General features: G+C 48.9%; 24 protein-coding genes and 1 tRNA gene. 10 read left to right on the top strand and 15 right to left on the bottom strand.

Features of this window, described 5'->3' with window-relative positions; genetic code table 11:
• The first annotated feature begins 9 nt into the window (after positions 1 to 9).
• From ACYX4J_RS19555 to ACYX4J_RS19540, 4 genes are all read left to right on the top strand, one after another.
• Positions 10 to 1,164, top strand: a complete 1,155-nt coding sequence (locus ACYX4J_RS19555) for a DUF3667 domain-containing protein (protein WP_476177354.1) — start codon at positions 10 to 12, stop codon at positions 1,162 to 1,164.
• 232 nt (positions 1,165 to 1,396) lie between these two features.
• Entirely contained in the window at positions 1,397 to 2,551 is a 1,155-nt protein-coding gene (locus ACYX4J_RS19550) for a DUF3667 domain-containing protein (RefSeq protein ID WP_476177353.1), read from the top strand.
• A 67-nt stretch (positions 2,552 to 2,618) separates the two neighbouring features.
• Positions 2,619 to 3,665: a DUF3667 domain-containing protein gene (locus ACYX4J_RS19545; RefSeq protein WP_444895342.1), complete on the top strand. Its 1,047-nt coding sequence runs from the start codon at positions 2,619 to 2,621 to the stop codon at positions 3,663 to 3,665.
• Positions 3,666 to 3,956: 291 nt separating this feature from the next.
• Positions 3,957 to 4,673, top strand: coding sequence for a CARDB domain-containing protein (locus tag ACYX4J_RS19540; RefSeq protein ID WP_476177352.1), 717 nt, complete (start codon positions 3,957 to 3,959; stop codon positions 4,671 to 4,673).
• A gap of 62 nt (positions 4,674 to 4,735) precedes the next feature.
• Here the strand turns inward: ACYX4J_RS19540 and ACYX4J_RS19535 are convergent, their stop codons facing one another.
• Complete coding sequence (locus ACYX4J_RS19535) at positions 4,736 to 5,011, bottom strand: hypothetical protein (protein WP_413664215.1); 276 nt, start codon at positions 5,009 to 5,011, stop codon at positions 4,736 to 4,738.
• Positions 5,012 to 5,139: 128 nt separating this feature from the next.
• Positions 5,140 to 6,228 (bottom strand): hypothetical protein, encoded by a 1,089-nt coding sequence (locus tag ACYX4J_RS19530; protein WP_476177351.1) that lies wholly within the window; start codon positions 6,226 to 6,228, stop codon positions 5,140 to 5,142.
• 510 nt (positions 6,229 to 6,738) lie between these two features.
• Between ACYX4J_RS19530 and ACYX4J_RS19525 the strand changes: the two genes are divergently transcribed.
• Complete coding sequence (locus tag ACYX4J_RS19525; protein WP_476177350.1) at positions 6,739 to 7,683, top strand: GlxA family transcriptional regulator; 945 nt, start codon at positions 6,739 to 6,741, stop codon at positions 7,681 to 7,683.
• A gap of 58 nt (positions 7,684 to 7,741) precedes the next feature.
• Here the strand turns inward: ACYX4J_RS19525 and ACYX4J_RS19520 are convergent, their stop codons facing one another.
• Positions 7,742 to 8,755, bottom strand: coding sequence for a zinc-dependent alcohol dehydrogenase family protein (locus ACYX4J_RS19520; protein WP_476177349.1), 1,014 nt, complete (start codon positions 8,753 to 8,755; stop codon positions 7,742 to 7,744).
• A 646-nt stretch (positions 8,756 to 9,401) separates the two neighbouring features.
• Here ACYX4J_RS19520 and ACYX4J_RS19515 point away from each other — a divergent pair.
• Entirely contained in the window at positions 9,402 to 10,181 is a 780-nt protein-coding gene (locus tag ACYX4J_RS19515) for a DUF4268 domain-containing protein (RefSeq protein ID WP_476177348.1), read from the top strand.
• A 374-nt stretch (positions 10,182 to 10,555) separates the two neighbouring features.
• On the opposite strand, the gene ACYX4J_RS19510 is transcribed toward ACYX4J_RS19515, so the two are convergent.
• From ACYX4J_RS19510 to rpsU, 6 genes are all read right to left on the bottom strand, one after another.
• Positions 10,556 to 10,632: transfer RNA gene (locus tag ACYX4J_RS19510), tRNA-Ile, on the bottom strand.
• Positions 10,633 to 10,916: 284 nt separating this feature from the next.
• A complete protein-coding gene (locus ACYX4J_RS19505; protein WP_476177347.1) occupies positions 10,917 to 11,336 on the bottom strand; it encodes a diacylglycerol kinase in 420 nt (139 codons plus the stop codon).
• Positions 11,337 to 11,426: 90 nt separating this feature from the next.
• The gene (gene rpoD, locus ACYX4J_RS19500; protein ID WP_476177346.1) at positions 11,427 to 13,295 is read right to left on the bottom strand and encodes an RNA polymerase sigma factor RpoD; all 1,869 of its coding nucleotides are present in this window, start codon (positions 13,293 to 13,295) and stop codon (positions 11,427 to 11,429) included.
• Positions 13,296 to 13,491: 196 nt separating this feature from the next.
• Positions 13,492 to 15,456 (bottom strand): DNA primase, encoded by a 1,965-nt coding sequence (gene dnaG / locus ACYX4J_RS19495; protein ID WP_476177345.1) that lies wholly within the window; start codon positions 15,454 to 15,456, stop codon positions 13,492 to 13,494.
• Between the two features lie 15 nt (positions 15,457 to 15,471).
• Positions 15,472 to 15,918: a GatB/YqeY domain-containing protein gene (locus ACYX4J_RS19490; protein ID WP_476177344.1), complete on the bottom strand. Its 447-nt coding sequence runs from the start codon at positions 15,916 to 15,918 to the stop codon at positions 15,472 to 15,474.
• A 196-nt stretch (positions 15,919 to 16,114) separates the two neighbouring features.
• Complete coding sequence (gene rpsU / locus ACYX4J_RS19485; RefSeq protein ID WP_020411530.1) at positions 16,115 to 16,330, bottom strand: 30S ribosomal protein S21; 216 nt, start codon at positions 16,328 to 16,330, stop codon at positions 16,115 to 16,117.
• Positions 16,331 to 16,503: 173 nt separating this feature from the next.
• Here rpsU and tsaD point away from each other — a divergent pair, with 173 nt between their 5' ends.
• Genes tsaD through folK form a run of 3 tightly spaced genes read left to right on the top strand, consistent with a single transcriptional unit; the run spans position 16,504 to position 18,466 of the window.
• The gene (gene tsaD / locus ACYX4J_RS19480) at positions 16,504 to 17,538 is read left to right on the top strand and encodes a tRNA (adenosine(37)-N6)-threonylcarbamoyltransferase complex transferase subunit TsaD (RefSeq protein WP_476177343.1); all 1,035 of its coding nucleotides are present in this window, start codon (positions 16,504 to 16,506) and stop codon (positions 17,536 to 17,538) included.
• 44 nt (positions 17,539 to 17,582) lie between these two features.
• Positions 17,583 to 17,972, top strand: a complete 390-nt coding sequence (gene folB / locus ACYX4J_RS19475) for a dihydroneopterin aldolase (protein ID WP_282934467.1) — start codon at positions 17,583 to 17,585, stop codon at positions 17,970 to 17,972.
• A gap of 2 nt (positions 17,973 to 17,974) precedes the next feature.
• Complete coding sequence (gene folK / locus ACYX4J_RS19470; RefSeq protein ID WP_444934778.1) at positions 17,975 to 18,466, top strand: 2-amino-4-hydroxy-6-hydroxymethyldihydropteridine diphosphokinase; 492 nt, start codon at positions 17,975 to 17,977, stop codon at positions 18,464 to 18,466.
• A 67-nt stretch (positions 18,467 to 18,533) separates the two neighbouring features.
• On the opposite strand, the gene ACYX4J_RS19465 is transcribed toward folK, so the two are convergent.
• The gene (locus tag ACYX4J_RS19465) at positions 18,534 to 19,646 is read right to left on the bottom strand and encodes an NADH:flavin oxidoreductase (RefSeq protein ID WP_476177342.1); all 1,113 of its coding nucleotides are present in this window, start codon (positions 19,644 to 19,646) and stop codon (positions 18,534 to 18,536) included.
• A 414-nt stretch (positions 19,647 to 20,060) separates the two neighbouring features.
• Here ACYX4J_RS19465 and ACYX4J_RS19460 point away from each other — a divergent pair, with 414 nt between their 5' ends.
• Entirely contained in the window at positions 20,061 to 20,522 is a 462-nt protein-coding gene (locus ACYX4J_RS19460) for a winged helix-turn-helix transcriptional regulator (RefSeq protein WP_282934464.1), read from the top strand.
• Between the two features lie 21 nt (positions 20,523 to 20,543).
• Here the strand turns inward: ACYX4J_RS19460 and ACYX4J_RS19455 are convergent, their stop codons facing one another.
• From ACYX4J_RS19455 to ACYX4J_RS19435, 5 genes are all read right to left on the bottom strand, one after another.
• Complete coding sequence (locus tag ACYX4J_RS19455; RefSeq protein ID WP_476177341.1) at positions 20,544 to 21,602, bottom strand: type 1 glutamine amidotransferase domain-containing protein; 1,059 nt, start codon at positions 21,600 to 21,602, stop codon at positions 20,544 to 20,546.
• A 202-nt stretch (positions 21,603 to 21,804) separates the two neighbouring features.
• Positions 21,805 to 23,052 carry a sensor histidine kinase gene (locus ACYX4J_RS19450; RefSeq protein ID WP_476177340.1) on the bottom strand — a complete coding sequence of 416 codons (1,248 nt, stop codon included), beginning with the start codon at positions 23,050 to 23,052 and terminating at the stop codon, positions 21,805 to 21,807.
• Positions 23,036 to 23,731, bottom strand: a complete 696-nt coding sequence (locus ACYX4J_RS19445; protein ID WP_413664232.1) for a response regulator transcription factor — start codon at positions 23,729 to 23,731, stop codon at positions 23,036 to 23,038. The genes ACYX4J_RS19450 and ACYX4J_RS19445 overlap by 17 nt, the downstream gene beginning before the upstream one ends.
• A gap of 87 nt (positions 23,732 to 23,818) precedes the next feature.
• A complete protein-coding gene (locus ACYX4J_RS19440; protein ID WP_476177339.1) occupies positions 23,819 to 24,556 on the bottom strand; it encodes a pteridine reductase in 738 nt (245 codons plus the stop codon).
• Positions 24,540 to 25,760, bottom strand: a complete 1,221-nt coding sequence (locus tag ACYX4J_RS19435) for a multifunctional CCA addition/repair protein (protein WP_476177338.1) — start codon at positions 25,758 to 25,760, stop codon at positions 24,540 to 24,542. The genes ACYX4J_RS19440 and ACYX4J_RS19435 overlap by 17 nt, the downstream gene beginning before the upstream one ends.
• Positions 25,761 to 25,803: the final 43 nt, after the last annotated feature.

The raw sequence follows: 25,803 nt of genomic DNA, 5'->3' as shown, positions 1-25,803 counted from the left end.
TGAGCGGTAATGAGCACTGCAACCTCTACAAATAATTCGGATTATAATCCAAACCATTGTGCCAATTGTCATGCAGAGCTATTGGGGCCCCATTGCTATGCCTGTGGTCAGCCGGTTAAAGGCATGGTTCGTCATTTCTCCTCAGTAATTGGAGACTTTTTTGATACCCTGCTTGCTTTTGATTCCCGCACATGGAAAACAATACCCTCTCTGTTTTTTAGACCTGGATTTTTAACCGCTGAGTATTTCTCTGGTAGACGGGTCCGTTATGTCAGCCCTGTACGCTTATTTATCTTTCTATGTATCACCAGCTTCTTTGTAACCCAGATAAATAGTGATTGGGCTATTAATTTTGGAAATGTAGACGTTGAGTCAGTCGATGTTGAAAAAGCGAGCCAAGGTTATAACGACGCCATCGAAGATATTCGAAAAGGCAAAGAAAAGCACGTTAACAATAGTTATGCTGTCGCTGTTTTGGAAGATGTTGAGAAAAATCTGATTAGCGGACAAGAGAAGCTTACCGGTGATTTGCATAAACTCAATGAAGATTTAAGTGAAATTGATGGAGGCCAGAATGGATCGGAAAACCTTTCTAAAGAGGAACTGGCCTCAGGATTGAATGAGACTATTAGTGAGTTAGATAGAGAGTTTCTTCAAGTTGATTGGCTTCCCAAACCATTAGAATATTGGGTTAACAGTAAAGTAGAGAGCGCCCATAAAAATGTAGAAAGGGTGACCGATGATCCAAATCGTTTCAAAAAAGCATTCTTGGGAGCTCTTCCGTCAACTCTTATAGTCATACTGCCAATATTTGCCATGATGCTGTGGGTGCTTTACGTCTTTAAACGCAGACTTTATATGGAGCACCTGATTGTAGCGTTACACAGCCAGGCTTTTATCTGCCTGAGTATTCTGATTGGCAACCTGTTTTATAGTATAAGTAGTCAACTGGAAGGGTACGCATTTATATCCTCATCTTTTAACAGCTTGATGGCACTATTAATTCTTTGGGTTCCTGTATATCTTTTTTGGATGCAAAAGCGTGTATATCAGCAGGGTTGGATCATGACCCTGTTTAAGTATTCTTTTTTGGGTTTAGCCTATCTAGTTTTATTATCTGTTGGTGCGGCTCTTACTGTATTTTGGAGTTTGGCAGAGTTATAAGGATATATCCTAATAGGATTCCAACCATTAAACGCATAAGCGTTTAATGGTTGGTGTTGGTGAAACTGTGCTGTTTAGATGTTAAGTTATTCAAGCTAAAGAGTTCGGTCGCAGCACCATCTATATTCAGAATATTGTATTGTAAATTTTTATATCCGTAATTCAGTTCAGAAATTGGACTTTCGGATTACTTGTGGTAAGTAGTTAAAGGGAATGTCGAAGGAAGTAGGTCTTGAGTAGTACGACATCAATAGCAAGTGTTTGTAATGAAGATAATAAGTGCGCAAACTGCTGTACACAGTTGTTAGGTCCCCATTGTTATGCTTGTGGTCAGCCCGTTAAAGGTATGGTGCGGCATTTTTCATCTGTAATCGGTGATTTCTTAGATACCTTGTTGGCGTTTGACTCCAGAACATGGAAAACCATACCTGCACTATTCTTCCGACCAGGGTTTTTAACAACAGAGTATTTTTCTGGTCGTCGTGTTCGATATGTAAGCCCTGTACGGCTATTTATTTTTCTCTGTATCACCAGTCTTTTTGTAACTCGTTTGAGTGGAGACTGGACAATCAATTTTATGGATGCTGATGCTTCAAATGAAGGACCTCAGTTAGAAGCGTCGGGTGTCGACCTCCTTTTGCAGGCGGATCGGCCAGTACATACTAAAATTCCTGAACAAAAAGGCCTGCTAGGAGAAATTAAGAAGGCTGAAATAAGTCTTATCGAAGCTAAAGAGGAGGTTGAAGAGGGTATTAAAAGAGGTATTAAAAATGAGGTTGTTAAAGGCAGTGATAAGGGGCGAATAATTTCTCAAGAGGACTCGGAGCCGGTTTGGCAGTCATCAGCCAATGATCCAGATAATAAATTGATAAGAATGGATATCAAAGGCCTGCCAAAGCCCATGCAAGACTGGATGGATGCCAAGACTGAAAATGCCAACCAGAATATTAAGCAAGTTACTGAAAATCCAAATCGGTTCAAGAAAGTATTTCTTAAGACGCTTCCTTATGCACTGTTAATCATGTTGCCAATGTTTGCCATGATGTTATGGGTGCTCTATATCTTTAAGCGTCGATTATATATGGAGCACTTAATTGTAGCTTTACATAGTCATGCTTTTATATTTCTAAGTATCCTGATTGGAAATATCTTATACGTGCTAAGTGTTAACATGGCTGGGTATACTCCTATAACATTAGCTTTAGAGACCCTGATAACCTTATTGATTTTTTGGGTTCTGGTTTATCTCCTTTGGATGCAAAAGCGTATATATAGGCAAGGCTGGTTTGTAACCTTTTGTAAATATTCAGTATTGGGGATGGCTTACTTGTGTCTATTATCAATTGGAGCGGTTTTTGCCATCGTTTGGAGCTTGGCTGGATTGTAATAACGGTTTTAGCGATATAAATTGATGGACATTTAAAGTTTACAGTTATATATAATCGGAAGATATAGTGGGTATTAAAAGTCGAAAGGAAGCCTCGGTAGAGAGGCAAGATTATTGCTCTAACTGTAATACAATTTTATTGGGGCATTTCTGTTATGGCTGTGGACAGTCAGCAGAAGGTATTGTGAGACGCTTATCAAGTGTGATTAGAGACTTTCTAAATACCCTTGTGGCATTTGATTCACGCTTGTGGAGAACACTGCCGGCTTTACTGTTATCCCCAGGATTTTTAACGATAGAATATTTATCTGGAAGGCGAGCACGATATGTAAGCCCGGTAAAGCTGTTTATCTTTCTTTGCGTAAGTGCCTTTTTTCTGATTCGTATTAGTAGTGATTGGAGTATTGCTCAAGAGCAGTCTATCCGTACTAGTGAGAATGTTGCCGCAAAAATGGTTCCGTCATCCACAGGTGATACAGAAAAACAATTTGACTGGGATCTGCCCGGTGGCAGGAAATTGAAAGTTCGTGGAGCAGAAAATAAGCAAGAAGTATGGTCGATATCTTTTAATCGAGTACTCTCAATTATTGAAGAAAAAGTCTATGCCGTAGAAATTATGCCGCAGTCATGGCGTCATTGGTTTGATATCGAATTCAAAAAGGCGAGAAGTAATATTGAGCGAGTGTCGGAAAACCCTACAATCTTTGCCAAGGCTTTCTTCGGATCTCTTCCTACAATGCTGTTACTTATGCTGCCAATATACTCAGGTATATTGTGGCTACTTTATGCATGTAGAGAAAAATTGTATATGGAACATGTTATTGTATCGCTCCATAGCCATGCATATGTGAGCCTAACGTTGTTGCTAGGAACTGCTATTTTTCTCTTGCAAGAATTTGTTGAGCCTTTGTTCTGGATGGAAATTTTATGTTATGGGGTTTTGCTGCTGCTTTTCCTTTGGATGCCAATAAATTTACTAGTGATGCAAAAGAATATCTATAAAGAGGGGTGGGTCTCGACCTGTATTAAATACTCGGCTTTAAATTTTGTTTATCTGCCACTAATTATACTATGTACGGTAATGGCCGCATTTTATAGTTTGGCTGAATTATAAATTTCTGGTTATTCCAATTTGTGATTCTTGATCCAGCTGCGTAATTTTGTTATTTATAATTGTATGATAGATGGATTTCTATTCTAATTGTTATTAGAAATACTCGGTTTTAAGGTGTTTGTTTTTTGTTTTCATTCAATAGAAAGCAAAATTAATGCCCGCCATAATTTTACTGTCTCCATAGATATTCATTAAGCACAGTTTACAATCGCTCTGCCCATAAATTCAGTCTAAGTTACATGAATCCGGATGGGTAAATTTATAGGTGTATTCACTTAAATGGAGGGCGTTATGTTTAAATCTATATTGCGTGTAGTTATCTTAGGGATTTTAGCTTCTAGCAGTTATGCAGATCCAATTCAAGATTTAAGTATGCAAAACTATGAAGCGGGTTGGTTTCCAAATTATTGGCAGGGGCAGGGTCCACTGACATGTCGTCGGACTTGTGCAATTTGGGTTGGAGGGGTGCCTGAGTCAGAGGCTGCTACTGACCTGATAGATGATTTTGAATCTACCAGTGTTTGTAAGGTAACTCGCGACCCTGAAATAATCGAGAAACCTGTCAATGACCCATCATCTCACTGGCTCTATGGCAATCAGTTTGACGATAAGTCGGTTTGCTATGTCGGAACTCCTTATGGTGTCAAAGAAGATGATCACTATATGTGTCTGTGTGTATGTAATAAACCTGACCTGATAGTGAGCCAAATCTATGATCCGATCTGGAATCCTGGAACCGGGCAATCCATTATCGTGGTCGATATCACTAATATAGGTGCTCTGGCAGCGCCAATCAGCCAGACTCGCCTTTTAGATATTGATACACTAGCCAACGATGTACAGGCGACGCCTGCAATTCCAGCAGGTGGCACTGTAAGTATTGTATTTACTTTGGGTTACTGGGTTTTTGATCCGGATGCGGTTTTAGAGGTAACTGCTGACTTTACCAATCTCGTCGATGAGTGTAACGAAAATAACAATACACTGACTTATGCCGAGCAAGGGTAGTAGTAGATAGGGGGAGAGCTCCCGGAACTAAGCCGTAGGGAGCTTTGAGATACTAAATAATATCAGCTCGAAAGAAACACATTAATAACCTGGCAGCTTTCTTTATCCACCGCAGCATTAGGCTGTTCATTACCGACTGTTTGCTCCCCTGGTATTTTAGGTAGCACGAGGTACATTCGTGGATAGTCTCGGACTATATAATCTTTTTTATCTGCACTCAGCCAAGGGTATTCAGCGGCGATGGCTGTTACTCCATGGAGTAAAGCGATACCATCTGTGCAACTATTAGGAGTAGTAGCTGTGGTGAGCATGGCAAAAGCTAATGAAGAGAAGTTCATAATCTCTGCTATCCCAATGGGTCTTCAGACTGACGTTATGTTTATTCTGGGGACAGTATAGCTGAGCTTGATTATGAGCAACAGATAGCTCTATAAAAGCGGCCAGCCGAAGCTGGCCATCTTCTGCACTATGCGTGCTCTACAGAGGTTTCTTCGACTTTCTCCCAGAGGCGTGTCTCTGTCGGACTAATTAATTTGGACAAAAGATTCGGGGCAACAGAGGTTAGCCCAATAAAACCAACTATCGCACGGAAAATAAATGAGTCAAGCCAGTAGATAAGGCCTATTAACAGTATTGCTATCACAAGTGACGGTAGAGTGGCTTGCAAACGAGACCGCTGAATATGCTGATAATCCATTGTCTCAGGTAGTTGTTTCTCGATACGTTCTAATGCGTGCGCTTTTACTGTTTGATTTAAGAACTCAACAGAATGGGTCTTATCCCCGTGCTTGATAGTTATTACATCTGAATTGTGGTCACTGCTAAGTGAACTTATTTCATTGAGAGGGATTCGTGCTGCGGTATCAGGTTTACACAAATGATATATTTCTTCAGGGGATTTCCCCGCTTGATAGGCGGATTGAGCAGTTAAAGCCTGTTTTTTCGGGATATCAAAATAGACGAGTTCATCTCCTTCTAAGGCGACGAGGTAGTTATCATCAATATCAAGCCAGGACGTCTCAGTATAAAAGCCCTCGGGTAGTGCTTTTTTTGATTCCCTTACAAACAAGAAGCTTAAAATCCAATATAAGACGAGGCAGATACCTATAGTGATAGGTGCTGCTTGAATCAGGTTTCCTACAGGTGTGTTACTTTCGACATCTCTTTGAGCATTCTGCGCCAATACATGACCGTAGATGTCGCCCTCTGGAAACCATACTTCGATAGGTTGACCTTGTTCATATTGACTATAAATTCCTTTTGAAACCTCTGAGGAGGATTCAAAGTCCTCATCTTCATAGTTAAACTGGTAGTCAATATAGTAATTTGTACGATAGCGCTTTTTACCTTTGCGGCCCCGGTACTCTTCTTCCTCCTCTCTTAACGCTACTACTTCAGCATCTAGAGCTTGATGATTTTCGACCCAACTTAATGATTCATTGTTGGCACGAGAATAATAGTTTGACAGAAAGTAAGTCAGAATAAGGAAAACTAAAATACATACTGTACGCACCATTGATTTTCTTTTTTGTCCGGGGGACTTCTGTAACGCCATTTAATACATCCTTACTGTATTTCTTGTGCTTTAGGTATTGGTACTTTTGGAGTAATAAGTTGTTTTTTTATAGATTGGGAACTTGGTGTGGGTGCAAAATATAACTGCAGTTTGTTTGGTGAATAAAACTGAAGGTTAACTCTAAATTAATTTTTATTACTTGACCGGCATCATGGTTGGTTCATTTGCATATTGAGTATTTTCTTAAAAATTATTTTTTATTAAGTAAAACTTCCTACTTAGGATAAGAGCTGACCAATTTGGTACAAATGATTTAGATAATACGAACCTTACAAATATTGAACAGCTGAATGGTAGAGTTTTAATTGCTGTGGGATTTGGACTGACTAGCTGATCTTCTGCAAGCCTTATGAGATTGGCTGGTTCAGTTTCATGGAGGTAGTTCTATGTTGAGCTAGTTCAGGTGAAGTACCAATGTCGTTTTGTGTCGTAAATGTGTCATAGCAGACGCGCCCACTGGAGTACAATTCCCTGTGTGGAGGAGATGCTATGACCAAGAAGATAGGTTTTTTTGTTGCAGATGGATTCCAGGCGTTAGACCTTTTTGGGCCCTTGGATGCCTTTATGGAGACTAATAGTTTCGTTAGTGAGGCCTATACAAGTCGTTTGATAGGTTTAACCAATGCATCAGTTAAAACCGCGTACGGCCAAGCCCTATCAGTGGATTTTGATATTTACCAGGATAGGGAAATTGATTACCTGGTCATTACTGGCGGTACTGGGATGCGGCAGCTGCGCTTAAGTCCTAAGCAGGTAAATGCGCTGCGTGCAATCGCAGACAAAGCAGAGCGTGTCTTGAGTATCTGTACAGGTGCATTCTTACTAGCAGATATATTTCCGGAACAAAAGCACCGTATTACTACTCACTGGCGGCATTGCCGGCAGCTTGCCGAGCAAGCAGTCAATTATCAGGTTGAGCAGGACCCTTTGTTTATTGAAAGCGGAAAACTGTGGTCTTCAGCGGGAATTCTATCTGGAGTCGACTTGGCCCTGGAAGTGATTCGCCAGGATTATGGCAATACTATTGCGGCCAGTGTGGCTAAAGACCTGGTGGTTTATCTGCAACGCAGGGGAGGGCAGTCCCAGTACTCTGATCTGCTTAAAGTGCAATACAGTGACAGTATGAGGCTCAATCCTCTATTGGAGTGGCTGTCGGAGAATTACCAGAAATCAATCAGCGTTTCCGATATGGCGGAGCGTATTTCTGTTAGCGATCGCCAGTTAACTCGCTTGTTCAAGCAACATCTTAATAGCACCCCCGGACATTATCTAAACCAACTCCGTTTAAACCGGGCGCGGGATTTAATCACCTGTGAATCAGCAAGTCTTGTTCAGGTGGCTCGGCAGGTAGGGTTTGCAAGCTATGATAGCTTTCGCCGGGCTTTTTATGGCCAATTTGGTGTGTCCCCCTCATATTTCAGTAGGAATCGTTAATCCGCGCTCTCACAAGTGTCTTAGCTTTAAGAGTGCGGCGAGATTGAGAGCTATTCCATTACCACTCGACGCAGATCTTGCCAAAGTGCGACCCGCTGGCCTGGTACTCAAATGCTGCAGCCAGTTCCTCCATAGGGTAAGTCTTATCAATCACTGGCTGTATCTGGTTGGCTTCCAATGCGGTGACATATTCCCGTTGATCCCTACGGCTTCCAACGATCAAGCCCTGTAACCGGGCCTGCTTGGCCATCAACAGTGCAGTGGGTACTTCTCCCGAGCGGCCCGTTAAAACACCAATTAATGAAATATGGCCGCCAACTCTGACTGAATGGATCGATTGCTCTAGTGTACCGGGGCCACCGAGCTCAATAATATGGTCCGCACCTTTGCCTTCCGTAAGCTCCATAACCTTTTTTGACCACTGTGTATGGGTGCGATAGTTGACGCCATGATCGGCGCCTAATTTTTTAGCGCGCTTAAGTTTCTCGTCGGAAGAAGAAGTTACAATAACTTTGGCCCCCAGTATTTTGGCAATCTGAATTACCGTAATAGATACTCCGCCAGTGCCTAGAGTCAATATTGTGTCGCCAGGTTTTACCTTGCCGTCTACTACCAATGCCCGCCAAGCAGTAAGGCCTGCGGTAGTAATGGTTGCCGCCTGAGCGTGGCTCCAGCCCTTTGGGGCAAGGGTAAAAGCGCTCTGATCGCGCACAACAAACTCAGCGGCCATCCCATCGATACCGTCACCAGGCGTATTGGAAAAGTTACCTACGGAAGCCATAGGCGTACCTGCTGGCCACTGTGGGAAAAAGCACGACACAACAGAATCGCCGACCTGAAAATCGGTAACATCCTCACCAACTGCATCCACGATACCGCCGCCATCAGACATCAGAATGCGGCCGTCTTCTGTGGGAATACCGCCGTTGGCAACCAAAAGATCGTGGAAGTTGAGGGAGGAGGCTTTAATTGCAACACGGATTTGGCCTGGGCCGGGTGCTCCCGGGTCAGCGATGTCGCTAACCGAAATATTTTCTAGTCCGCCTGGTGTTTTTAGCGCTATTACTTTCATTATTTCTTCCCTATGTGTTGAGTGATAGTTCCCTATACCCAAGTGTATGGAAGTTAATCATCGAGTTTAACAGACCTAAATTGATGTCTATGAATGAGGTCATTAAGCTGCGATGGCAATTATCTATGTCAATCACTTCCGCGATTCATAAGTCTTAGATAGACTGGGGTTAATTGTAGTGGCATATACGTAGGTAACCAGCTACCAGGCGTAATAAGCACATTTATATCTCTTAAGTATCCAAAACCGAGGTCTATCAATGTATCAAATTGACAGGAATACTAATCGACTCGAGCCACTTAAGTTGAAAAAGTTTTCTGATTTAGGCTTCCGTGAACGCGAACATCTGCAAGAGTGGTTAGTAGCCAATCCCGAAGTACTGGGTGAGGAATTGCTTATTATTCAAAAATAATTTGATGGTTTTAATGAGACTCGTGAACGCTTAGACCTGCTTGCCCTGGATAAACATGGTCATTTAGTAATTATTGAAAATAAACTCGATGATTCTGGACGTGATGTAGTATGGCAAGCACTAAAGTACGCATCCTACTGCGCCAGCCTAACAAAAAGTCAGATCATAGAAATCTATCAGCGTTTTCTTGATAAAAGAGATTGCGAGCAGAATCAAAGTGCGCGGGAACGATTAGTGGAATTCTTTGCTGATAGGGATTTCGATGAGCTGATTTTGAACCCTGATGCTGAGCAGCGCATCATTCTTGTTGCTGCGCATTTTCGTCGTGAAGTAACTTCTACCGCACACTGGTTGATGCGTCATAACCTGCGTCTTCAGTGTATTAAGGCTGTGCCTTACGCGAAAGGAGATCAATTATTCCTGAGTCTAGAGCAGATATTACCAATGAAAGAGGTCGAGGAATATGTGATCGGCCTGGCAGAAAAGAAGCAGGAAGAGCAGACCAATGCTCGTGAGCTAGCTCAGCGCCACCATACACGGCGAGAGTTCTGGAAGCAGTTCATTGAAATTATGCGTGAAAGTGACTGTAGTTTATTTGATAATGCAAATGCCGTGACTCAGAACAGTCTCCGAGGGCGATCTGGTTTGACTAAGGTGACTTATCAAGTTGTATTGAATCAAGACTCTATCCGGGCTGAATTTGTCATAGGACGTTCAGAGCGTGATGAAAATAAATATTTGTTTGATTCTTTGTTTTCTAAAAAGAATAAAATTGAGTCGCGCTTTGGTGATACTTTGGTGTGGGACCGCCTGGATAGTTATATCGGCTCCAGGGTATTTACAGAAATTTCAGCAAATGGCCACAATAAAGAAGAATGGCCGACGTTGAACAGTTGGTTATGCCAGAAAATTACAAGTTTGGAAGAAGCATTTTCTCCGGAGATTGGGCATTGCAGAGAGCTTCTGACTACAATGCAAAATAATCTGTCACAATTTAATGAAATATTAGAGTGAAACATGGCGGACTTATACTCCTTAAGACGTGCATAAATTTTTAAGCTTATTGCCTCCATTAAACTTGGTTTATGAGTTCAAAAGTCAGTTTCATCTGAGATAAATATATTAAGACCTCACTGTATGTAACTTTGGGATGCAAAAAGTGAGCACTCATTTCCAAGATTAGGAGTGGATGTTACTACACCAGAAAAGAAGCTGATCTTTCGCAGCTTATCGGCAAAACTTTAAATATATATATTTTTTAACGAGTAAAGTTGCTCGAGCAACGATAAATCACGTATTTTTGATGCGAAATGGGATTGGTGCCCAGTGGTTTGATTTTTTCACTAGGTCTTAAGCAAAAATCACAACGTATTGTGAATATAAGAAGGTGGTGGGCCCTCCGGGACTCGAACCCAGGACCTGCCGATTATGAGTCGGATGCTCTAACCAACTGAGCTAAGGGCCCACACATTGCTTGCGAGGATCGTTGCAAGCGGTTGGGAAAAGTACAAGATTTTCCCTTGCAAATCAATGCCTTTGTTAGCACTCAAAGCCGATATGGGCAAATTCTAGAAATCTTCTTTCCCTATTGCTCAAGCTTTCGCCAACAACTGATCTTTATGGAATAGATGCTCGCCTTGAGAGAGCTGCCAAACAGCTTAATTGGTTCGAGTGTCTTAACTAGAAGCTTCAATTGGTACGAGTGTCTTGTTTATACGAAATGGAGGCTAAAACTCCATACTAAAGTATTTAAATCGGCAGTTTGGGGATAAGAATACAGCACCAAACCAGGAATGCAGCGAAGAGGGCGACGGCCACGGCGGCGGAGCCTGTGTCTTTGGCAATCTTGGCCAGCGGGTGTTTCTCGGGGCCGATGCGGTCCACGGTCGCTTCAATAGCACTGTTGATAAGTTCGATTGGGAGGACAAACATCACGGCTGCAATCAATATGGCGCGCTCAGTAGGTGTCTCCCCGGCCCAGAGTGCGAGAGGCACCATTAGGCAGGCGGCAATCACTTCCTGGCGAAAAGCTTCCTCATTGCGCCACGCAGCGACGAGCCCCTGACTGGAGTAGCTAGTGGCAGCCAGGAGGCGAGCAACCCCCTTCTTGCCGGGCTTGTTGGCAAGCTCTTCAGATTTTTCCTGCTTATTCGCCATTTCTTTTTGCATGCTTATCTCCTGCTTTCACTAAGCCTGCGCGGGGAGGTCATCTTTATGTCACAAAAAAAAGCCCGGTTGAACCGGGCTTTAGTCTAGCGCTTACTCGTCGAGGAAGCTGCGTAAATGCTCCGACCTGGAGGGGTGTCGCAGTTTGCGCAATGCTTTCGCTTCGATCTGACGGATACGCTCGCGGGTTACGTCAAACTGTTTGCCCACCTCTTCCAGAGTGTGGTCGGTATTCATATCAATACCGAAACGCATACGCAGTACCTTGGCTTCACGGGCGGTGAGGCCGGAGAGTACGGAGCGGGTAGCGTCGTGCAGGCCAGTTTGAGTGGCGGTATCCACCGGCGAGGATTGATTTTGATCCTCGATAAAGTCACCCAGGTGGGAGTCTTCGTCGTCGCCGATAGGCGTCTCCATGGAGATCGGCTCTTTGGCGATCTTGAGGACTTTGCGCACCTTGTCTTCCGGCATTTCCATGCGCTCGCCCAGTTCTTCCGGAGTGGGCTCACGACCCATTTCCTGCAGCATCTGGCGGCTGATACGGTTGAGCTTATTAATAGTCTCAATCATATGTACCGGAATACGGATGGTACGGGCCTGGTCCGCAATAGAGCGGGTAATGGCCTGGCGAATCCACCAGGTGGCATAAGTGGAGAACTTGTAACCGCGGCGGTATTCGAACTTATCCACAGCCTTCATCAAGCCGATGTTGCCCTCCTGGATCAGGTCCAGGAATTGCAGGCCGCGGTTGGTGTACTTCTTGGCGATAGAGATAACCAGACGCAGGTTGGCTTCGACCATCTCTTTCTTGGCGCGGCGTGAACGGGCCTCACCAATGGACATGCGGCGGTTGATCTCTTTGATCTGGCCTACGTCCAGCTTAGCGCGCTCCTGGAACTGAGCCAGTTTGCGCTGGGCGCGAACAACTTCGTCTACGACGTGGCGCAGGGCATCGGAGTAATCGCGCTTTTTCTTGATGATTGCGGGAATCCAATCATCATTGGTCTCGTTGCCGGGGAATTCCTTGATAAAGGTCTTGCGCGGCATGCGGGCGCGTTTGATACACATGGCCATAACCACGCGCTCTTGCTCGCGCACGCTGTCGAGTACGTAGCGAACTTCGCCGTACAGCGGGTCGAACTGGCGGGGAGCCAGTTTAAAGAAGCGGAATACATCGCCAACGGCTTCGAGGGCTTGGCCAGCTTCTTTGGAATCGCGACCGTGGGCGGCGATGGCTTCGTCGGCAGCTTTTTGTGCGGCGACCAGCGCGTTCATGCGCTCGGCGAGCTCTTCGGGGTCGATACCGCCGGTAGCTTCCTCTTCCTCGTCGCTGCTGTCGTCATCGCTGTCGTCGTCTTCGGCGTCGTCATCGGAATCTGATGACTCCGGCGCGCTGGCAGCGGCGGCGGCTTGGCCGGCCTGGGCTCCGGGCGGTACCTCGTCGGCGGGGTCGAGCCAACCGGAGATAATATCGGGGATGCGGCGCTCTTCTTTTTCGATCAGAGCGTACTCATCGATGATCTGCTGCACTGCACCCGGCCAGTAGGCCAGGGCGGCCATCAGTTCGCGCAGGCCCTCTTCGATACGCTTGGCAATGGCGATCTCGCCTTCGCGCGTGAGCAGCTCTACGGTGCCCATTTCGCGCATATACATGCGTACTGGATCGGTGGTTCGGCCTACGTCGGACTCTACGGCTGCCAGGGCAGCGGCAGCTTCGGCTGCGGCGATTTCATCAGCGGAGCTGTCGCCTTCAGCCATCAACAACTCTTCGGCATCCGGTGCGGTTTCAAACACCTTGATGCCCATGTCGTTGATCATGCCAATAATGTCTTCCACCTGATCGGGATCGGAAATATCTTCCGGTAGGTGGTCATTTACCTCGGCATAGGTCAGATAGCCCTGCTCTTTACCGCGGGCGATCAGTTCCTTAATGCGGGACTGTTGCTGGGTTTTGTCGGTCATGCACAACCCTGAATTCTGGGAATGAAAATACGGGACAAAGACGCGGGATTATAGCGTATTTGCACTAGCAATAACCACTCTAGCTGTCAAGTAACGGCGTAGGTGCGATGTTTAGGGTGCTGGGGTTCCCGATCCCGCCCGGCGGGGGTGAGTGAATATAGTGCTGAGCCCGCAGTTTTCAAGGGGTTGGCGCTTATTAATTCTGCTTTTTTCGCCAATTGGCTAATAGGGCCAGTTGTTCTTCGGGGCTCAACTGGGCGCTGTTCTTGAGTTGATCGAGTAAATCGCGGTTGCGCTGTTTGTCCGCAGCTTGTTTCAGGCGCAGCAGACAGTCGTTAAATTCGGTGTGCGGATCGTATTCCAGGTTGCTGTCATCCTGGGCGAGTTGCCGCGCGACCGATACCAGTGGAGAAATAGCGAGCTTGGCCAGGGTATCGCAAGATTCTGCGCTGTGATGCGCACGCCAGTGGCCGATCAATTGATAGAAATTTAATTGGGGGCGACTTTTGTACAGTTCTACCAGCTGGATAAACAATGCCAGGTCTTCATTGCCCTCGATGGGGAATTGCTGTGGATTTTCGATTTGTTCTGCCAGCTCTGGGTGGTGCAACAGTAGGGCGATCAGCATGCGCTCCGGTGGCAGGAGATATTGGCTCTGGCGGCGCGGACTGTTGTAACTCGGTGCTGCACTTTCACTGAAGTTGTTGTCGCGCTGCCAGGGTTCCGGCGGTGTGCGGTGCTCCAGCTCCTCGTGAGGGGAGGGTGCTTGGCTTGGCTCTCCCGGTGCAGCTGTAGGTTGCGGGTGGGGCTGTTGCGGCGTGCGAGCTTTTTCTGTGCGGATAACCTCTTGCAGGGTTTCCTTGTCGAGCCCGGTGCGCGAGGCCAGTTGTTGGAACATCAGCTGGCGGTAGACGCCATCGGGCAGCAGGTCCAGCAGGGGGGCGGCGAGCTTGGACAGGCGCGCGCGGCCGTCCATGGTCTGCAGGTTGATATCTTCGCTCAGCAGGTCGAAGAGAAAATCTTCCAGCGGTAGGGATTGCTCCTTGATCAACTGCTGGAAACGTTCACCGCCCAGTTGGCGTACCAGGGTGTCCGGGTCCTCGCCTTCCGGCAGCAGCAGGAAGCGCAGGCTGCGTCCGTCCTGCATCTGCGGCAGGGCCGACTCCAGAGCGCGGCGGGCGGCGGCGCGGCCGGCGCGGTCGCCGTCGAAGCAAAACAGCAGTTCCGAGGTGTGGCGGAAGGCGAGTTGAATATGGTCTTCGCCACAAGCGGTGCCCAGGGTGGCGACGGCGCAGCGGATATCGAACTGGGCCAGGGCCACCACATCCATATAGCCTTCAACCACAATCAGGCGCTCTAAATTGCGGTTGGCCTGGCGCGCTTCCCACAGGCCGTAAAGTTCGCGGCTCTTGTGGAAAATCGGGGTTTCCGGGGAGTTCAGGTACTTGGGTTTGTCGTCGCCCAGTACCCGCCCGCCAAAGGCGATGGCGCGCCCGCGCTGGTCGCGGATCGGGAAAATAATACGGTTGCGGAAGCGGTCGTAGTGATGGCGCGCGTTGGGCTTGGTGTTGCCATCACTGTCCTGGCGACGAATGGCCAGGCCTGCCAATTCCAGTTGATCGGCTTTCTCGGGGGTATCGGCTAATGCATTGAGCAGGTTGTCCCAGCCCGGGGGCGCAAGGCCGATACCAAAGTCCCGGGCAATCTCACCGGAGAGGCCGCGATTGCGCAAGTAGGCCACGGCATTGCCTGCGGCGGGGTGGTTGCGCAGTTGTTCACGGTAGTAGTCGGCGGCTTTCTCTGTGAGCTGGTAGAGAGATTGACTCTCCCGCTGGCGCTTTTCTTGCCCCGGTGCCAGTTGTTCCCTGGGAACTTCCAGTCCACGGGTGGCCGCGAGTTTTTCCACCGCTTCTGGGAACGGCAGGCGGTCGTACTCCATAAGGAAGCCGATGGCATTGCCATTGGCGCCGCAGCCGAAGCAGTAATAAAACTGCTTGTCCGCACTCACGGTAAACGATGGGGTTTTCTCGTCGTGGAAGGGGCAGCAGGCAGAGTAGTTTTTGCCGGTTTTACGCAGCTTGACCCGGCTGTCCACCAGCTCGACGATATCTGCCCTTGCGAGCAGATCGTCGATAAAGTGCTGGGGTATCTTGCCGGCCATGGGGATTCGCTCAGCTTAGGCCAGTTGGGCCTTCACCAGTTTGCTCACCGCGCCCATATCTGCACGGCCCTGCACCTGGGGTTTAACCTGGGCGATGACTTTGCCCATATCCGCCATGCTGTTGGCACCGGTGTCTTTGACGGCGGAGGCAACGATATCGGTGATCTCAGCTTCGCTCAGCTGCTTCGGCAGGAATTCCTGGATAACTTCAATTTCAGTCTGCTCTACTGCTGCCAGTTCAGCCCGGCCAGCTTTCTCGTACTGGGTAATGGAGTCGCGGCGCTGCTTGGTCATTTTGTCCAGCAGGGCGAGGATGCGGGCGTCATCCAGGTCGATGCGCTCGTCGACTTCAACGCGTTTGATCTCGGCGTTGATCAGGCGCAGGGTGGCCAGGCGCTCTTTGTCTCGCGCTTTCATTGCGTCTTTAGTGGCTTGAGTCAGGGTTTCCTTGAGAGTGCTCATAGTGAGTGTTCCGAGATTGTTGGCAATGAATTTTGGATCAGGGGCTTAGGATAGCTTGTCTGCTGGGCGGGGGAAATGTGTTAGCCCAAACGAAAAACGGCGCGCGAGTATGGCTCGCACGCCGTTCTTTATAGTCCGCTACGGGCTAAGCCCGTCCGGCCGCCTCGCTGCGACAGGCTTATGCAGCCTGCGGCTCTTAGTAGAGACGCTGGAACTTGCGGTTTTCGCGCTGAAGCTTTTTAGCGTGACGCTTTACAGCGGCAGCAGCTTTGCGCTTACGAACAGCGGTGGGCTTCTCGTAGAACTCGCGACGACGTACTTCAGACAGTACGCCTGCTTTTTCACAGGAGCGCTTGAAACGGCGCAGGGCGATATCGAAAGGTTCGTTGTCTTTGATTCGTACAGAGGGCATTAGGATACCTGTTAAAATTCGTTTCTCTCGGCCATTCCGGCAATGCTCTCGCAGTTGCATCCGGTGGCCGGTTCACAGCGAGGGCGCAAATTCTAAACACTCCTATACGGGATCGCAACCCCATTTTCCAGTATGATAACCACCCCTCGAAGTAGTCACGAGAATGAGATCAAGTGCGCGTCCTTGGTATAGAAACTTCCTGCGATGAAACTGGCGTCGCTATTTACGATTCTGAGTCCGGTTTGCTCAGCCATGCCCTGTTCAGTCAAGTGGACCTGCATGCCGATTATGGCGGTGTAGTCCCCGAGCTGGCGAGCCGTGATCATGTGCGCAAACTCTTGCCGCTGATTCGCCAGGTAATGAAGAAGGCCGATACCAGCCCTTCAGACCTCAATGGCATCGCCTATACCGCGGGTCCCGGTCTGGTGGGAGCGCTGATGGTCGGGGCCTGCGCGGCCCGTGCACTGGCCTATGGCTGGGATATCCCGGCGGTGGCGGTGCACCATATGGAAGGCCACCTGCTGGCCCCAATGCTGGAGGATAATCCGCCTGCCTTTCCTTTTGTGGCCCTGCTGGTTTCCGGCGGACACACCCAGCTGGTAGAGGTGCGGGGGCTCGGCGATTACGAACTGATGGGTGAATCCCTGGATGATGCCGCCGGCGAGGCCTTTGATAAGGCCGCCAAAATGCTCGACCTGGATTATCCCGGTGGCCCGCGTTTGGCTGCCCTGGCGGAGAAAGGAGACCCCAAACGTTTTACTTTCCCGCGTCCTATGACGGATCGACCGGGGTTGGATTTCAGTTTTTCAGGCCTTAAAACCTTCACCCTGACGACGGTGCGCAAGCACGCCCTGGAGGATGGTTTGCCGGACGAGCAGACTTGCGCAGATATTGCTGCGGCTTTCCAGGAGGCGGTAGTGGACACCCTGGTGATTAAATGTCGTCGCGCCATTAAGGCTTCTGGCTATAAAACCCTGGTAATTGCCGGTGGAGTTTCCGCAAATAAATTATTGCGCGAGCGTTTGGAAACGAGCCTGAGAAAGGATAACGCCAGCGTCTACTATCCCCGTCATGAATTCTGTACTGATAACGGCGCCATGATCGCCTATGCCGGTAGTTTGCGTTTAAAGGCCGGAGAGCAGACGAGCCTTGCGGTGGATGTGCGCCCGCGCTGGCCTATGACAGAATTGCCCAAGACCGAACTTTAAAAATCCCAGGGCTAGCCTGGCAGTAAAAAGAAAAGAGCCGATAGATGGATATTGTTTATATACGGGATTTAAAGGTGAATACCATTATTGGTATTTACGATTGGGAGCGGGAAGTGCGCCAGACGGTGAGCCTCGATCTGGAGATGGCTTTCGACATCAGTGAGGCGGCGCGTACAGACAATATCGAGCACACACTTAACTATAAAGCGGTGGCCAAGCGCTTGATCGCTTTTATTGAAAGCAGTGAGTTCCTGCTGGTGGAAACCATGGCAGAGCAGGCTGCGGCAATTGTCAGGGAAGAGTTTTCTGTAAGCTGGCTGCGACTGCGTTTGTCCAAGCCGGGTGCGGTCAGGGGGTCCAGGGATGTGGGTGTCATTATTGAGCGCGGCGAGAGGCCGGCAAAAGGTGCAGCAGCGATGTCTGCGGGAGTGTAAACGTGGCTCAGGTGTATCTCAGCCTCGGCAGTAATATCAATCGTGCGCAATATATCCGCGCAGCGCTGGATGCCCTGACCGGACGGTTTGGCGAATTACAGGTGTCCCGGGTCTTCGAAAGTGAAGCGGTGGGTTTCCAGGGCGATAACTTTTACAACCTGGTGGTTGGGCTGCAAACTGACCTGCCGGTAGGACAACTGGCCCTGTGTCTGCGCGGTATTGAAGATGCCAATGGCCGCCTGCGCTCCGGGCCCAAGTTCAGTGCACGAACCCTGGATATTGATATTCTCACCTATGATCACCTGACCGGAACTGTCGACGGGGTAAAGTTGCCTCGAGGTGAGATTGTAAAAAATGCCTTTGTTTTACAGCCTCTGGCAGAGATTGCTCCAGAAGTATTGCATCCGGTCGAGCAGAAAACTTACCGTCAGCTGTGGAATGAGTACGACCAGGCTTCACAAAAATTGTGGCCGGTAGAATTTATTTGGCCGTGATTCCAAGAATTTTTTAAAAAATGCAGATAAAAAAGCAGCCCTTTGAGGCTGCTTTTTTTAGGAATAACTAACTCAGGCTCATCAGCGCTTCTTTGGTGAACGGAGTGATTTCCTCCGCGCGATCTTCACGCACCTTGGCGAACCAGTGTGGGTCTTGTAATAGCGCGCGGCCAACGGCAATCAGGTCGAACTCCTGGTTGTCCATACGGCGGGTCAGTTCGCCTAAATCGGTAGGATTGGCAGTGCCACCCATGCCCTGGTTATTGCCGCCGATAAAATCATCGTCAAGGCCGACACTGCCGACAGAAATTACCGGTTTTCCCGTCAATTCCTTGGTCCAGCCTGCCAGGTTGAGATCAGAACCCTCAAATTCTGGCACCCAGAAGCGTCTTGTAGAAGCGTGGAAAATATCAACGCCGGCTTCAACCAGCGGTGTCAGGAAGCGTTTCAGTTCTTCCGGGTTTTGCGCCAACTTGGCTTCGTAATCCTGCTGCTTCCATTGGGAGTAGCGCAGCACTATGGTAAAGTCTTCGCCTACGGCTTCACGTACCGCTTTGATAATTTCCACTGCAAAGCGGGTGCGATTTTCGATGGAGCCACCGTACTCGTCATCGCGTTGGTTGGTACCTTCCCAGAAAAACTGGTCGATCAGGTAGCCGTGGGCGCCGTGGATCTCTACGCCGTCAAACCCAACTTCCTTGGCTGCTTTGGCCGCGTCCGCAAAAGCTTGTACAACTTCCCGAATGTCCTCTTTGCTCATCGCCTGGCCATTGGGCTTGCCGGGTTTGAACAGGCCTGAGGGGGAGTAGCCGGGCACTGATTTATCCGGGCCTATGCCCTCTTTGCGCACGGAGCCTACGTGCCATAATTGCGGGATAATCTGGCCACCGGCAGCATGCACTTCATCGACCACTTTTTTCCAGCCAGCCAGGGCGTCATCGCCGTAGATTGCTGGTACATTCTCGTAGCCGTTGGCGCCTTTGTGATTAACGAAGGTGCCTTCGGTAATAATTAGTCCCACTTCGCCCTCGGCGCGGCGGCGGTAATAGCCGGCCACTTGATCATTGGGGGCGTAGCCCGGTGACATAGTGCGGGTCATGGGAGCCATCGCAACCCGGTTGCGCAGTTTTAGGGATTTATGCTCGAAAGGACGCAGCAGGCTGTCCAGGGAACCACTCATATTTCTCTCCTGAATGTCTCGATTCAACACTGGGACTCACTGGTCCCGCTCGGTCACAATTAAAACGGTTGCGTTATAAGACCTTATTTTAAAGTTGAGTTCAATATCTGGTTTCGTATTGCAACTCTTTTGCCGGTATACTGGCTAGGGAGCCTCTGAATAACTCCGTGATGCCTCTGCGGGCCATGAAGGCTGCAGATGTTAGGCGCAGCTCGCCGCGAATGGCTCAGTCCTTTGCAAGAGCTGCAACGCAGCAGCTGTGGCCTTCAAGGCCCGCCCTTCGGGGCTTGCAGAGCGATTCACACTCCGCGTTGCGACTTCTTGAAAGGTCTAGACATTCCTGCGAAGCCGCGCCTTGATTGTGAACCGCTCTGCATGCCAGAGGTATCACGGAGTTATTTAGAGGCTCCCTATATGTCACGTAAACGCTTTGATGATCTTGATTGCTCCCTGGCTTGCGCCCTGAATGAGGTGGGGGACTGGTGGTCCCTGCTGATAATTAAGCAGGCGATGCTGGGTACCCGCCGTTTTGTGGATTTCCAAAGAAACCTGGGAATTGCCAAAAATATCCTTGTGGATCGGTTATCACGTCTGGTGGATAACGAGGTGTTGGTACGCTTTGATGCGGGTGAACACGGTACTCGCTACGAGTACCGCTTAACCGAAAAAGGCCGGGACCTGTTTACGGTGGTAATCGCCCTGCGCCAGTGGAATCTGCGCTGGAATGGCAATAAAGATGGGATGCACCTGGTCGATAAAAACAGTGGTGAGCCTATCTCCGAAGTGGCTGTACAGAATGCCCAGGGACAAAAACTCAGTATTCGCGATGTATTATTTGTGGATGAAAATGGCCAGCCCCTAGAGCAGGCTGGCTAGTTGGCTTTTTGAGGGACTCTATCAATCCTGGCTCTTGGACAGCAGTCTGATTATGTCCAGAGCCCTGCCCGGCTCCCAACGCATAACAGAGACAACGCCGTGCATGGCCAGTAGGCGCTGGTCTATTTCCCCTTTCTCCTGAAGCTTGTGTAATTTCTCTGTGGCCTCGGTAAAGCCGCGCTGCTCATAAGTGAGTAGTAATTTGACGGTCTGCTCCGCCGGAGTGATTTGGCGTGGAACAGGGGTATACCCCATCGCGCTTACCATACTCTCAGCCGCCAGCCAGGTGGACCAGGGGTTTTGCCCGGTAATAAGCTGGCCATCCACACTGACTTGTTCCAGGTAAGTGGGCCCAGCCTGAAAAAACGCGCCTTGCTCACGTAAGCGATCCTCAAGCAGGAATGGAAATCGTTGCTCGGCGTCAGGAATAAGAAAAAGCTCCTCTTCGTTAGTAAAAGCACTAATCTGCCGATCAGCGATTAAGGGCTCGCCATTATCCAGGGTGACATTGGCAAGGGCTGCTGGCCCGTGGCATACCGCTCCGATAATTTTGCCGCTGCTATAGATTTCCCGCACCAGGGACTGGATATAGGGATTGTCGGGGAAATCGAACATGGTACCTTTACCTCCGACAAAAAATACTGCCTGATAATCCTCTGCTGATACCCGATCGATAGGAATACTGTTTTTGACCTTTTGTTGTGCCTCCGGGTCATTGAGAAAGGCATAGTCGAAAGGCCCCAGATCATCTTTATCGATTACCGCTGGCGGTTTGCCGCCTTTGGGACTGGCAATATCGACAATAAATCCGTTGGCTGAAAAGATGTAATAGGGGCGTGCCAGTTCAGTTAATTCATAACCCGTGGCCTTGCCACTATCTCCCATCGTTTCAGTACTGGTGACAACAGCTAAGATTTTTCCTCGACTTTCTCTGGGTAATTGTTGTAAATACGGCAGGTCACTTACTGTCGTAGTGGAAAAGTCCTGCTCTTGGGGTGGAATTAGGCCCTTAATCCAAATAATAAAACCAAAAAATACGGACAAAGTCAGTGCCAGGGAAATAACAATTTTCTTCAACATATTAATCTCCAAAATTGCAGTAGCAGACGGAAAGTCTTCTAGTGAGTTCGTAGGAGAATAAGGGATGGAAGGTGAAATTCAGGTGAGATTGCAATTGCTATTTAGGAAGAAAGAAAAAGCTGCGCTCAAGATCGTATAAGGTATGGATGCTGATTCACTGTGCATCTCGAGCGCATACGGTAAAAATTTGAATCTTAGAACGCTACTGTGTAAAAGATAGAGAGCACTGATAAATATTTTTTTTACATTGGATAGAGATGGTCCAATTTAAGGCTTCACAGATTCTCTTGGCCAGGAAAAGGCCTTGACCAATGCCGTCACTGCCTTCCCTCTTTTGGCCGGGTAAGAGGGAGGTTTCTAGATCTAATTGGTTGTCTGTGGCGTTCTCAAAAAAGAGTGTGTCCCCCTTATAGGTAATAACCAATTCAGGGCTGGTAGCATGCTGTAATGCATTGCTGATCAAGTTGTCGAAGAGCAGACTTACCAGATGTCGATTGGCCAGGACTCTGACTTTGTGCCCTAACTTTAAATCAACATTAAAATACTTTTGTACAATTAACTGGTGTTGAGCTAAAAGACGTTCCTCTAGTAAAGCGCACAATGGGATATCTTCCGACTGTAGAGACTCAGAGCGGGCGAGGGCTAATAGTGTCTTAACGGTTTTTTCCATACCGGTAACAGTTTCTAATAGCTCATTTTTCTCAGCTAAAGTCATTTCCCGATTTTGACTGAGAGCCAGTGTGCTTTTCAGAATGGTTAGCCCGGTGCGCAACTCATGGCTTGTATCCCGGGTAAACTCAGTTTCCCTGCGCAAAGTTAGCTTGAGCTGGTTAAGTGTGTCTTGCAATGTACTTGCGAGATAACCGATTTCATCTTGTTCATTGTTATAGGGCAGGGAAATTTGAGAATCGCAGTTTCTCTGCTGCTGAACTGCTTTAGCAAGGGTTACTACAGGCGCGATGGTTTTACGGGAAATACGATAAGCACAGTAGAGGGCTAAGAGTAGGGTCAAGATACAGGCGCTGGCAAAGAGCCAGAGAAGTTTTGAAGATTGTCGCGTAACAGTGAGCAATTCACTGACTTCAGCTACGAGAACGGCGGAATGGTTGTCCGGAAAATATACTCTGCGTAAATGGAAGTGATGTTCAGTGTCACTAAACCACTCAGCCTTTTCTGCATAGCTTGGTAGGGCTGTGCGCAGTTCGGCCGGAATTATTTTGCTTTCAGTGTATAGCGTTAAATAGGGTAGGCGTGGCTCTGGGGTCGTATTAGTCAGTCTTGCCTGCTGTTCGAGGTAGCGGACTTCTCCGGCCAATAAGTTATCGAGTAAATGGTCTTCAACTACATAGGCCACCATCATACAAATGGCAAAAAACACCAAGCATAGCAGCAGGGTAAAACTGCCAAAAATAGCGAAGACCTTCCTCTGTAAATTACTGGTTTCGCGCATTGGGAGTTTCCAACTGATAACCGAGATTGGTGATGGTTTTTAACATAGGGGCCTGGAAAGGCTTATCCAGTGTTTGGCGAAGACTATAAATGTGGGATTTTAAGGCGTCTGTTTCTGGAGGTTCATCACCCCAAATATGGTGGATTATTGCCGAGCGGCTTACTGGTGCTGGCGACGCCTGGGCGAGCATAGTGAGAATGCGAAAACCGATAGTTGTCAGGGGCAGAGGTTGTTTATCCCGGTAGGCCGTTTGCTGGCGCTGGTTTATCTGTAAATCACCGACCTTAATTTCTTCACTGGTATGCAGCTGGTGTCTACGTGCCAGGGCGCGGCATCTCAATATCAGTTCCCTTGGTTCGAAGGGCTTACATAAGTAGTCATCGGCACCGATACCAAATCCGCGTTCTTTATCTGCGAGAGCATCTCGGGCAGTTAACATCAGAATTGGCATATTAACTGGCGCTTGTGCCTTGATCTTTTCGCAGACCTCCAAGCCGTCCATATCCGGCAGGCCCAGGTCGAGAATAATCAGGTCGAAGATTTGTTCCAGGGCCAGCTGTAAGCCCTGGCGGCCCCGCTGGGCATAATCTATCTGCCAGCCCTCAGCGTGCAGGAATTCGGCAAGCTGGCGGGCGATAGTGGGGTTATCTTCAATCAACAATATCTTCAGTGAGCGCACCGGCAAATCTCTTGTGGCAGAGGAAGTTACAAAGCATTCTGACAGAGTGCCGGTGAAATTGAAGTGAAGCCCCGTTGTTGGACTGTTTTAGATATTGAGGTTGCGGCCGCCGTCAACAGCAATAACCTGGCCGTTGATATAGGGGGCGTCACAGACCAGGAAGCGCACGGTTTTGGCGATATCGCTGGGGTCACCGGTTCGGGCCAAAGGAATGCGATGGGTGATTTGTGCTTTCTTGGCTTCGTTAGTTGCCTCTTGCTCTGGCCAAAGAATGGCACCGGGGGCGACTGCATTGACCCGGACCTGGGGAGACAGCTCCAGAGCGAGGCTTTTTGACAGCATTACCAGCCCAGCCTTGGCGGCGCAGTAAATAGTGTGCTCGGGCATCGGGCGCTCGGCGTGAATATCCGCCATATTAACAACGCAACCCTGTTGTTGGCTGAGTGTTTCTTTCAGGGCCTGAGTGAGAAAGAAGGGGGCTTTGAGGTTACTGCCTACCAGCCGATCCCAGTCCTCCTCGGTCGCCTTCCCCACAGGCGTGGGGTGAAATGCTGAGGCATTGTTGATCAAAACATCAATACCGCCCCAGGCCTCTTGCGCGCGCTGGGCCAGATTGGAACAGGCTTCGGCGCTATTCAATTCACTGTGCAACGCTATGGCAGAGTTGGAGCGAAGTTGGTTCAGCTCGTTTGCCAGGGCCTTGGCAGTATCAGCCGAGTTGCGATAGTGAATAACAACTCTGTGATCTCTATGTAGCTCCTCAGCAATAGCACGACCCAGGCGTGCAGCGGCACCGGTAATCAACACATTACGCAATGTAGTCATCCTTTACTTTGGCGATTGCCTTGATGCGCTCCCGGTCCAGTGCTTGCCCCAGTTTCGCACCCTGGTAGCCCTGTTTAATCAACCCCTCGGCAGTTACTGCTGCTGCCCCATCTCGAGCGGCGCGTAAAAAGGCTACCTGTGGATAATCTCGATTCTCCAGCCCCTCACGACCTCGGGCATCTGCCTCACAGGCGCGAAGAAAGTTTTCAAATCGCTCGGGACGTCGCAAGGCATCCAGACTGCGGATCATTTTCATAATGGTCTGTGGGCGCAATTCGAAGGCTCTGTGGCAGTGCAGGTGATATTCGCAGACCCCGACAGCTAGTGCAGTCAGGTCTTTTGGGGTACGCCAGCGCTCACAGACGGCCTTTACAAGAGGTACGCCTGCTGCCTCGTGGCCGTGGTGGCTGGGAAGAATTTCCTCGGGAGTCAGTCCTTTGCCCAGGTCGTGTAGCAGTACTGCAAAACGCAAGGGGAGCTCTGCCGGTGCGGCGCGCAGGGCTAGTAGTACGTGTTCTCCAGTGTCCACTTCGGGGTGGTGTTTGGGCGGTTGGGGAACACCAAACAAATTCTCTAATTCTGGTAACAGTACCGAGAGGGCACCGCAGTCTCGCAGTACTCGAATAAATATATCGGGGTCTGGCTCGGTAAGTGCCCGGCTTACCTCTTTCCAGACCCTCTCGGCCACCAGATATTCCACTTCACCCGCTTCTACCATCTGGCGCATGAGTATCATGGTCTCAGGGGCAACGCTAAAGCCAAGGTGATGGTAGCGGGCGGCAAAGCGGGCCACTCGCAGTACTCTTAGGGGGTCTTCTGCAAAAGCAGGGGAAACATGGCGCAAAAGCCGAGCTCCAAGATCTTCCTGCCCACCGTAGGGGTCAATTAGATTGCCGTTGATGTCTTCTGCAATGGCATTAATAGTGAGATCTCGCCTCAGAAGATCCTCTTCCAGGGTGATATTGGCATCGGCATTAACGGTAAATCCGCCATAGCCGTGTCCGCTCTTTCTTTCGGTGCGAGCGAGCGCGTATTCTTCACCGGTCTCAGGGTGTAGGAATACTGGAAAATCTTTGCCGACAGGGCTGTATCCGAGGTCCTGCATTCTATCTGCATCTGCCCCAACCACTACCCAGTCACGCTCGGTGACTGGACGATTCAAAAGTTTGTCGCGCACTGCGCCGCCAACAAGGTAGATCTTCAAAGCATTTGCTCCAGAGCTGGAGGGACCTGTGATCTGATAGGTG

Source organism: Microbulbifer sp. ABM4_008 (assembly GCF_056311705.1).
Note: the sequence above shows the minus strand (reverse complement) of the source record. Positions and strands in the feature narration are given on the sequence as shown.

Coding starts and splice junctions, on each gene's coding strand:
- ACYX4J_RS19555 (WP_476177354.1), top strand. CDS start 10: ATGAGCACTGCAACCTCTACAAATAATTCGGATTATAATCCAAACCAT.
- ACYX4J_RS19540 (WP_476177352.1), top strand. CDS start 3,957: ATGTTTAAATCTATATTGCGTGTAGTTATCTTAGGGATTTTAGCTTCT.
- ACYX4J_RS19535 (WP_413664215.1), bottom strand. CDS start 5,011: ATGAACTTCTCTTCATTAGCTTTTGCCATGCTCACCACAGCTACTACT.
- ACYX4J_RS19530 (WP_476177351.1), bottom strand. CDS start 6,228: ATGGCGTTACAGAAGTCCCCCGGACAAAAAAGAAAATCAATGGTGCGT.
- ACYX4J_RS19525 (WP_476177350.1), top strand. CDS start 6,739: ATGACCAAGAAGATAGGTTTTTTTGTTGCAGATGGATTCCAGGCGTTA.
- ACYX4J_RS19520 (WP_476177349.1), bottom strand. CDS start 8,755: ATGAAAGTAATAGCGCTAAAAACACCAGGCGGACTAGAAAATATTTCG.
- ACYX4J_RS19505 (WP_476177347.1), bottom strand. CDS start 11,336: ATGCAAAAAGAAATGGCGAATAAGCAGGAAAAATCTGAAGAGCTTGCC.
- rpoD (WP_476177346.1), bottom strand. CDS start 13,295: ATGACCGACAAAACCCAGCAACAGTCCCGCATTAAGGAACTGATCGCC.
- dnaG (WP_476177345.1), bottom strand. CDS start 15,456: ATGGCCGGCAAGATACCCCAGCACTTTATCGACGATCTGCTCGCAAGG.
- ACYX4J_RS19490 (WP_476177344.1), bottom strand. CDS start 15,918: ATGAGCACTCTCAAGGAAACCCTGACTCAAGCCACTAAAGACGCAATG.
- rpsU (WP_020411530.1), bottom strand. CDS start 16,330: ATGCCCTCTGTACGAATCAAAGACAACGAACCTTTCGATATCGCCCTG.
- folB (WP_282934467.1), top strand. CDS start 17,583: ATGGATATTGTTTATATACGGGATTTAAAGGTGAATACCATTATTGGT.
- ACYX4J_RS19465 (WP_476177342.1), bottom strand. CDS start 19,646: ATGAGTGGTTCCCTGGACAGCCTGCTGCGTCCTTTCGAGCATAAATCC.
- ACYX4J_RS19460 (WP_282934464.1), top strand. CDS start 20,061: ATGTCACGTAAACGCTTTGATGATCTTGATTGCTCCCTGGCTTGCGCC.
- ACYX4J_RS19455 (WP_476177341.1), bottom strand. CDS start 21,602: ATGTTGAAGAAAATTGTTATTTCCCTGGCACTGACTTTGTCCGTATTT.
- ACYX4J_RS19450 (WP_476177340.1), bottom strand. CDS start 23,052: ATGCGCGAAACCAGTAATTTACAGAGGAAGGTCTTCGCTATTTTTGGC.
- ACYX4J_RS19440 (WP_476177339.1), bottom strand. CDS start 24,556: ATGACTACATTGCGTAATGTGTTGATTACCGGTGCCGCTGCACGCCTG.